At 72.6% G+C, this 8,913-nt stretch carries 3 protein-coding genes and 1 pseudogene; all 4 read right to left on the bottom strand.

Going from position 1 to position 8,913, the window contains the following annotated elements; translation table 11 throughout:
* A pseudogene (locus ABZ297_RS45495) lies at nucleotides 1–642 on the bottom strand (hypothetical protein); the annotation flags it as partial.
* A gap of 56 nt (nucleotides 643–698) precedes the next feature.
* On the bottom strand, nucleotides 699–6,254 hold the full coding sequence (locus ABZ297_RS45500; protein WP_355360407.1) for a biotin carboxylase N-terminal domain-containing protein: 5,556 nt from the start codon (nucleotides 6,252–6,254) through the stop codon (nucleotides 699–701).
* Nucleotides 6,255–6,643: 389 nt separating this feature from the next.
* Entirely contained in the window at nucleotides 6,644–7,300 is a 657-nt protein-coding gene (locus tag ABZ297_RS45505) for a response regulator transcription factor (protein WP_355360409.1), read from the bottom strand.
* Nucleotides 7,301–7,379: 79 nt separating this feature from the next.
* Complete coding sequence (locus ABZ297_RS45510) at nucleotides 7,380–8,576, bottom strand: sensor histidine kinase (protein ID WP_355360412.1); 1,197 nt, start codon at nucleotides 8,574–8,576, stop codon at nucleotides 7,380–7,382.
* Nucleotides 8,577–8,913 lie beyond the last annotated feature (337 nt).

Raw genomic sequence — 8,913 nt, forward strand, 5'->3', positions numbered from 1 at the left:
GACCACGACATACACCGCCAGGACGACCGTGCCCCGCAGGTGCACGGCCATGGCGAACGCCGCCAGCCCGCCGGCCACCGCCCCTGCCCGCGCCGACCCGCTCCGCGCGAGGTCATGGACGGCGAGCAGCCAGCCGAGCAGCAGCGTGGGCAGGACCGCGTCGGCCAGCGCCAGCCCCGAGAACAGCAGCAACGCGGGCGCGAGCGCCGCCGTGAACGCCAGGACCAGAGCCGCCCGCCTGCCCAGCTCCAGCCGCCGCAACCCCAGGTAGGCCAGCGGGTACGCGCCCGCCGCGAGCACCGCCCCGGCGACGACCACCGCCCGGTAGACGGCGGCGGGGTCGGAGGTGAACCAGTAGATCGGCGCCAGCAGCAGCGCGTAGCCGCTCTGATAGAACGTGGAGCCGGTGAAGTCCGCCCCGGGGCCGCCCGCCAGCCAGCGTGCCGCGATCAGGTAGCCGGTCTCGTCCGGATTGGCCACCGGGCCCGCGTGGTACCTGAAGAGCCACAGCCGCAGCACCACGTGCGCGAGGAACCCCCCGGCCAGGAACCATCCCGGGGACCGGCCTGCGGGCCCGCTCGCGTGAGTGCGCCGCGGCGTGCGGGGCCGGGCAACGGTCAGCATGATCTCCCCCTCGTCCACCGGCGGGATGTTCCGCCGGTGCGGGGAAGTTCAGCAAGAGCGCCCTAACGCGCCCGTCACCACTTTTGGTTATGTGGGGGTGTGGGGCGTCTCACTGTGTCGGCAGGGGACGAGTCCGCCACACGGGCCACTCCCTGCTCGATGGCCTCGATGATCCGCGGCCGCAGCTCGGCAGCGCTGATGATCGCGTCCACCGAGCCGACCTCGACCGCGCGCTGGATGCTGTGCACCCGGTCGAACTCGGCGGCGACCTCGCCGAGCTTCTCCGCCCGGACGGCGGACTGCACCTCGGCGAGCTGGGCGTTCAGCGCCGCCCGTTCGGCGCCGCTGGCCGCCGAGACCTGCGTCTGCAGCTCGGTCACCCGCGGGTCGGTCGCGGTGCGGTTGCTCACCTCACCGGAGAACACCACGGCAGCCGCCGGGGCACCGCCGAGCACCGAGGCGAACGAGCCCTCCAGCGCCAGCACGGTCATGTTCGGGTTGAGCGCCTTGGAGAACACCACGAACGCGCCGCCGTGGTAGCGGGAGATCACGCAGAACACGATCGGCCCGTCGAAGTTGACGATCGCCCGGCCGATCTCCGCGCCGTACTCCAGCTGGAGCTTGCGCATCGACTCCGGCGAACCGTCGAATCCGGACAGATTCGCCAGCACCACCAGCGGCCGGTTGCCGGACGCCGAGTTGATCGCCCGCGCGGTCTTCTTCGACGACCGCGGGAACAGCGTGCCCGCGGTGTAGGTGTCCGGCCCGTCAGTGGGTGGGAAGCCACGCCGCGGCACCGACCGCGACTCGATGCCGATCAGGCAGACCGGTCGGCCGCCGATGTGCACGTCCTGCACCGCGGACGTGTCCGCGTCGGCCATGCCTGCCCAGCGCTCCAGCACCGGGTGATCCTGGTCGGACAGGGCGCGCATCACCGTGCGGATGTCGAACGGCTTCTTGCGGTCGGGGTTGTGCTCGGCCGAGAAGATCTGGCCGACGGTGGTGAAGTCGCTGCCGGCGATCGCGTGCGGAAACTCGGAGACGTCGCGGTCGACCGGGTCTACGGTGCGGGCCCGGCGCGGCGTCGTCTCGCCGGGCACGACGTAGGTGTGGTCGTAGTGCGCCATCAGCACGTCGCGGGCGGCCGGCAGGTTGGGCGCCCAGTACTGCGCCTGGCCGTTCGGCCCCATGACGCGGTCGTAGCCGCCGATGCCGAAGTTGTCCTCGGCCGACACGCCGCCGGAGAAGTCCAGCGACTGCTTGCCGGTGAGCACCATCGCTGAGTCCGGCGTCATCACCAGGATGCCCTTGGTGTGCATGAGCATCGTCGCTTCGGCGTTCCAGTACGGCTGGGCGCCGACGGTGATCCCGGCGACCACGATGTTGATCTCGCCGCCGTCCTGGGTGAACGTGACGATCCGCTTGAGCGCGGCCGCGACCCAGTCCATGTTCTCGGTGCCCGAGGCCATCGAGATCCGCGCGCCTGCCGACAGCGCGAACCACTCCAGTGGAACCCGCATCCGCTCGGCGAGGTCGAGCGCGGCGATCACCCGCGAGCACTCCGGTTCCGACAGCGCGCCCAGTGCCTTCGTGGGGTCGCCGAGCAGGACCACGCGGGTGACGCCTTCGGGGTGCCGCTCGGTCGGCGTCGTGACGACGCCCGTGACGATCGCCGCGGAGTTCTTCCCCTTCGGCCGGTCCACCGGCACGAGCGCGCCGTTCTCGTCGAGGTCGTGCTCGACGAAGCCGCCCTCTGGCCCGGCGAGCAGGCCGGTCAGCTCGTACGGGTAGACGTTCCCGCGCCGGGCCGCGCGCAGCACCTTCTGGCGGTAGTCGCCCAGCGGCTGCACCGGCTCCGTCGACGGCGCGCCGACGTGCAGGCTCGCGCCGTGGCCCGGGTCGAGCGTGATCCGCACGGCGACCTCGGTCAGCTCGCCGGCGGCGGTGCGCTGGCGGGCCACGAACTGGACCTCCTCCAGACCCGCGCCCGCCGTGGTCGGCAGGATGCGCTGGACCAGCGCGTTCAGCTCGTCGGTGGACAGCTCGGTCGACGGCCAGACATACATCATGATTCGGTTGGTGTCGAACCGCTTGTTCTGGGCGCGCTGCGCCTGGATGTTGCGGATCGCGTCCAGGCACGCGGTGACCGCGTCCTCCACCGCGGGCAGCGCGACCAGCGTGCCGTCAGCCTCGCGCAGCGGCGTCAGGTCGCGGACCTGGCCCATCGCGATGAGCCGCTCGTCCGCCGGGTTGCTGCGCGCGACGGCCTTGAACAGGTAGATCTCCTCGTCCGCGGACGGCAGCCGGGTGAGGTCGAACTCGCGCAGCCGCTGCAGCTGCAGGCGCTGCGCGATCTGCGGGTGCAGGCCGCGGATCAGCCGGTCCTCGGCGAAGCCCGCGCCGTGAGCTCCGTCGGGCCGGAAGGTGAAGTGGTGGTGCATCACGGCGCCGCTGGTGCCGACGACGGTGGTGGTGATCCGGCGGACGCCCGCGGGCTGCGGGTGCTCGGCGAGGAGCTGTCCGAGCCGCACCGCCATCGCGTCGGCGTCCGGCTGGTCCTCCCACGTGACATAGAGGTCGGCGACCAGCCCGCGCTCGGCGACGTCGGCGGCGAACGAGCCGACGGCGCCGATGACGTCGGGCAGGGCGGTGATGTTGACGGCGGTGGTGACCACGCGGGTCACGCCGCGTGAGCCGGTGTGCTCGGCGGTGACGAACCGGCAGCCTGCGGCCTCCCGTGCGGTGACCTCGGACAGCCCGCGGTTGCCGTAGTAGCGGCGGGTCAGCACTTCCAGCAGCGGCGCGTGGTCCCGGCCGAGCCGTCCGATTTGCTGGCCGATCAGCCGGACCAGCGGCTCGGCGCTGGCCACCATGTTCTGGATCCGCTCGGCGCGGTCCGGCGCGTCCGGGTCGTGGTCCAGGTAACGCAGCTCGTCGCGCACCGCGGCGTAGACCTGGGCGCGGTTGCGGCGCAGCAGCGGCTGGGTGAACCAGCGGAACACCACGCCGAGGGCCAGGTCGGACACCGTGGGGAAACGCACCTGCGTGGCCTCGACCAGGTACTCGAGGGCGAGCGCGGCGCGTTTGCCGAACGACTCGAGCGGCGGCACGCCGGCCAGCCACTGGCGCAGCAGCTCCGACACGATCGCAACGTCGGTGCTCATCCGCTGCTGGGCCAGGAAGATCCGGAAGACCGCGGCCTCCAGCTCCGGCGTGCGGTCGAGGTCGGCGATGCCGTAGTGGGCGAGGACCTTGGTGAGCTTGGCCCGGAAGCTTTCGGTGACGCCGGCGCGCTCGACGTCGAGGCTCTGCAGGTAGCTGTGGAAGAACTCGCGCGGGCTGTGCACCGGGCTGCCCGGCTCGACGTCGAGCTCGCCGCCCGGCTTGCTGCGGCTCAGCTCGGACAGGTCGGCGAACACGGTGAGCAGGTCCAGCTCGCCCTCGAGCGGCCGTCCGCCCAGTTCGGCGCGCGCGGCCAGGTACGCCGACAGCACCCGCTTGTGGTCGTGCGGGTCGACGTCGAAGCCGAGCAACAGGCTGCGCAGGTCCTGCAGGCCGCGCTCGACGCGCTCGGCCGCGGATGCCCCCGCGGGCTCCGCGGGCAGCTCGATCTCGACGGTCTCGGCGGCCGCCTCCGTCTCCTCTGGGCGCTCGTCGGGCAGCGGCTCCAGCCGCATCAGCGGCGCGCCGGTCTCGACTTGGCTGCCCACCGACACCGGGCACTCTCGGACGCGGGCGCGGAACGGCGCGCGCAGCACCGTCTCCATCTTCATGCTCTCCAGCACCACGATCGGCGCGCCCGGCTCGACCTCGTCGCCGACCGACAACGGCGTCGCGACCACCAGCGCGGGCGCGGGGGAGCGGACGACACCGCCGTCGTCGCGGCTGATCCGGTGCGTGACGCCGTCGACTTCGACCAGGTGGATCGGCCCGTGTGTGGCCGACACCAGCCGGAACCGGCGGCCGTTGACCACGATCTGGCCGCTGTGCGCGTCGAAGCGCTCCACCTCGACGTCCGCCGGGTGCACGTCACCGCCGCCGGAGACACCGACGCGGAACCGCCTGTGCCCGACCCGGGCCACGCTCACCCGGTAGCCGACGCCGCGGAGCTTGAGGTCCAGCGGACGGCCCGAGTCGTGCTGCACCTGCGGGCGCCCGCCGTACGCGGTGGACAGCAGCCGCTGACGGCTGACCTCCTCCTCGTCCTGGTAGGCCTCGATCGCGGCGGCGGCCACGGCGATCGCGGAGTGCCGGTGGCTGACCAGGCGGCCCTCAGCGCGCACGCGGTCGATCCAGCCGGTGTCGGCGCTCGCGTCGATGACCTCGGGCTGGTCGAGGAGGTCGAGCACGAAGCTCTTGTTGGTGGCGCCGCCCTCGATGATCACGGTGGTCTCGGCCATCGCGCGGCGCAGCCGGCCCAGGGCCTGCTCGCGGTCGCGGCCGTAGGCGATGATCTTCGCGATCATCGAGTCGAAGTCGGCCGGGATGGTGTCGCCCTCGCTGACGCCGGTGTCCACGCGGATGCCGGGCCCGGCCGGCAGCACCAGGCGCGCGATGCGTCCCGGGGCGGGCGCGAAGTCGCGGTCGGGGTCCTCGGCGTTGAGCCGGGCCTCGATGGCGTGGCCGGCCTCGCCCGGCTGGGCGCCCTCCAGCTTCCCGCCGTTCGCCACGTGCAGCTGCAGCCGGACCAGGTCGGTGCCGGTGGTGATCTCGGTGATCGGGTGTTCGACCTGCAGCCGGGTGTTGACCTCGAGGAAGGCGAACAGCTTCTCGCCGGGGTGGTAGAGGAACTCGACGGTGCAGGCGCCGCGATAGCCGACGGCCACGGCGAGCCGCTCGGCTGACGCCTTCAGCTCGGCAGTCTGCTCGATCGCCAGGACCGGGGAGGCGGACTCCTCGATGATCTTCTGGTTGCGCCGCTGCACCGAGCAGTCCCGGACGCCCAGCGCCCACGCGGTGCCCTGCCCGTCGGCGATGACCTGGACCTCGACGTGCCGGGCGCCGGTGACCAAGCGCTCCAGGAAGACCACGCCGGAGCCGAACGCACGCAGCGCCTCCTGGCTGGTGCGCTCGTAGGCGTCAGCCAGGTCCTCCTTCGAGGCGACCATGCGGATGCCGCGCCCGCCACCGCCCGCGGTCGCCTTGAGCATCAGGGGGTAGCCGATCTCGTCGCCGGCGCGCAGCGCGTCCTCGAGGGTGGCGACCTCGCCGCGGCTCCACGGCGCGACCGGGACGCCGACCTCCTCGGCGAGGAGCTTGGCGCCGATCTTGTCGCCGAGTTGGCGCATCGCCTCCGCGCTCGGACCGACGAAGGTGACGCCGAGCTTCTCGCACAACTCGGCGAACGCCGGGTCCTCGGCGACGAACCCCCAGCCGACCCACGCGGCGTCGGCCCCGGTCTCCACCAGCGCCCGCTCCAGGACAGCGTGGTCGAGGTACGGGCGGGCCGAGGCGGGCCCCAGCGAGTAGGTGACGTCCGCTTCACGGACGAAGGTCGTGTTGCGGTCAGCGTCGGTGTAGAGGGCGACCGTCTCGATCTGCGCCCCGGTCTCCGCCGAGAGATCCCGGACGGCGTGAATGAGCCGCATCGCGGCCTCTCCACGGTTGACGATGGCGACACGACTGAACACCGGCTGAGCCTCCCCTTTACCCACGCGCAGCAGGCGACGTCCGGAGGGAGCGTCGCCTGCACCTATCTCTACCCTGCTCGATCTCCGCCGGGTACACCAATGTCCCGCATCGCGCATGGCGGGGCTGATGCTTTGTGGGAACCCAACAAAAGGCGAGTCGGCCACGCCGCCCGGCCGCCGCTTCACGCAAGGTCTGCCACAAACACGCCTGCACCCTGCGGCGTGGGCGACGGGTCCCTCACATCGCCGGCACATTCCCCTCAGGCCTGGCGTGGTTCGCGATCACGCGGCGGCCTCCACGCGGGCGTCACCCGACGCGGCGCCGAGCAGGTGGCCGGCAGCCCGGGGGACGCGGGTCGCCCTGCCGCTTCGAGGATCTCAGAGAGCGATCATCGGGACGGCGACGCCAGGCCGGCCTCGTAGGCGATGATGACGAGCTGGACCCGGTCGCGGGCGTCGAGCTTGGCGAGCAGGCGCGTCACATACGTCTTGACGGTGGCGACGCTGATGAACAGGTCGGCGGCGATCTCGGTGTTGGACCTGCCGTGCCCGACGAGGGTCAGCACCTCGAGCTCCCGCTCGGTGATGCCGTCGAGCGGACGGTGGCGCGGGGCGGACGCGGGGCGTCCGGCGAACTCCTCGATCAGCCGGCGGGTGACGCTCGGCGCGATCAGGGCGTCGCCGGCGGCGACGACGTGGATCGCCGCGAGAATGTCGTCGAGGGCCATGTCCTTGACGAGGAACCCGGACGCGCCGGCGCGCAGCGCGCCGTAGACGTGGTCGTCGTTGTCGAAGGTGGTCAGGACGATGACATGGGCTCCGCCGGCGCCCGCGGTGATCAGGCGGGTGGCGTCGATGCCGTCCATGCCGGGCATGCGGATGTCCATCACCACGACGTCGGGGCGGACCTTCTCGGCCAGCTGGACCGCTTCCGCGCCGGTGCCGGCCTCTCCGACGACCTCGAGGTCGGGAGCGTCGGCGATGACCATCCGCAGGGCGGTGCGGACCAGAGGCTGATCGTCGGCGAGCACGACGCGGACGGTCATCGGACTCGCCTCAGAACGGGCAGGCGGGCCGGGACCCGGAGGCCGCCTTCGGGGCGCGGCCCGGCGGAGACACGGATGATCATCGGACTCCCGCCGGGACGGGCAGGCGGGCCGCCACCCGGAAGCCGCCTTCGGGGCGCGGCCCGGCGGAGAACTCACCGCGCAGCAGGCCGACCCGCTCGCGCATCCCGACCAGGCCGTACCCGCTCACCCTGGTGCCGCCGCGGCCGCCGTCGAGGACCTCGATGGAGAGCTCCTCGTCGCGGTAGTCGATGGACACCCGGCACGAACGGGTGCCCGCATGGCGGACCACGTTGGTGACCGCCTCCTGGATGATGCGGTAGGCGGACACGTCGATCTCCGCGGGCATCGGACGCATCTCGCCCCGCCACCGCACGTCGACGTGGACTCCCGCGTCTGTCGTCGTGGCGGCCAGCCGGTCGACGTCGGCGAGGCCGAGCCCCGGATCGGACGCCGCCTGTGCCCCCTGTTCCGGTTCCCCTTCACGGAGCGCGCCGAGGGTCCGGCGCAGCCCGGACAGTGTCTGCCTGCCGACCGTCTCGATCTCGCCCAGCGCGTCGCGCGCCTGCACCGGCTGCGTGTCGATGACCCGCCGCGCCGCACCGGCCTGCAGGGCGATGACGCCGATGCTGTGCGCGACCGCGTCGTGCAGCTCGCGCGCGATGCGCAGCCGCTCGCCGGTGACCGCCTGGGCCGTGGCCTGGGTGTTCAGCCTCTCGGCGTACTCGCGGGCCTGGCGCACCGAATGGCCCACCAGCCAGGCGATGACGGCCGTCATGCCCACGGCCAGCTCCGCCGAGGTTCCGATGACCCAGCCGAGCAGCAGCCGCGTGGCCAGGTAGCCGGCCAGCACGGCGAGCGCCATGGCGACGGCGACGACCCCGGCCCGGCGCGGCCTGGTCGCCGCGATGAAGTACAGCGCGACATCGACCGCCAGGAACTGGGCCAGCGGGATCTCCACCACGCCCAGGGGGACGGGGGCCAGGGCCGAGGCGGCGAGCAACAGCGCCATGGCCTGGAACGGCCGGTGGTGCAGCCGAGCGCTGCCGGCCAGCGCCAGGGCAGTGGCCACCGCCAGGAACGCCAAACCGTCCCACCGGTAGATCAGGGCGCCGGCGGACACGGCGGACGCCGCCTCGCCGGGCAGCCTGACCCGCACGAGGAACGTGAACGCCAGCCCCGCACACCAGGTCAAGGCAGCCCAGGCGCCGGGCGGCACCCGCTTGAGCAGGGGGAGCGGTGGTGTGACGTGCATGCGCAGATCGTAGCGACGCGGCCTTCGACCAGGCATCAGACCCTGGTTGTACATCCAAGGTCCACCTGGGCTCCCGCAAATGCCACCAGTGGTCCGATGTGGTGCGACGCCGGCCTGCGACACCGTCGTTCCGGTGATCGAAGGCAACGAACCGACCTGCATGGTGCATACCGGGCACTCCGCCGGCGTCCCCGGCCCTGACAGTGCGTCCCCCGGAACGCAGCGGACATCCGGCCCGTCACCGCACCCGCACGCGGGCCGGGTGCCGCACTCAGGTGGGGGCCGCGTGGGGCCAGGCCCACGCCGGGGTCGCCTGCGCGGCTATTGGCGCGGGGGT

This window comes from Nonomuraea sp. NPDC005983 (assembly GCF_040614375.1).
Lineage (GTDB): Bacteria > Actinomycetota > Actinomycetes > Streptosporangiales > Streptosporangiaceae > Nonomuraea.

Excerpts from the sequence above, each read along its gene's own strand:
- ABZ297_RS45505 (WP_355360409.1), bottom strand. The coding sequence starts at position 7,300 with ATGACCGTCCGCGTCGTGCTCGCCGACGATCAGCCTCTGGTCCGCACC.
- ABZ297_RS45510 (WP_355360412.1), bottom strand. The coding sequence starts at position 8,576 with ATGCACGTCACACCACCGCTCCCCCTGCTCAAGCGGGTGCCGCCCGGC.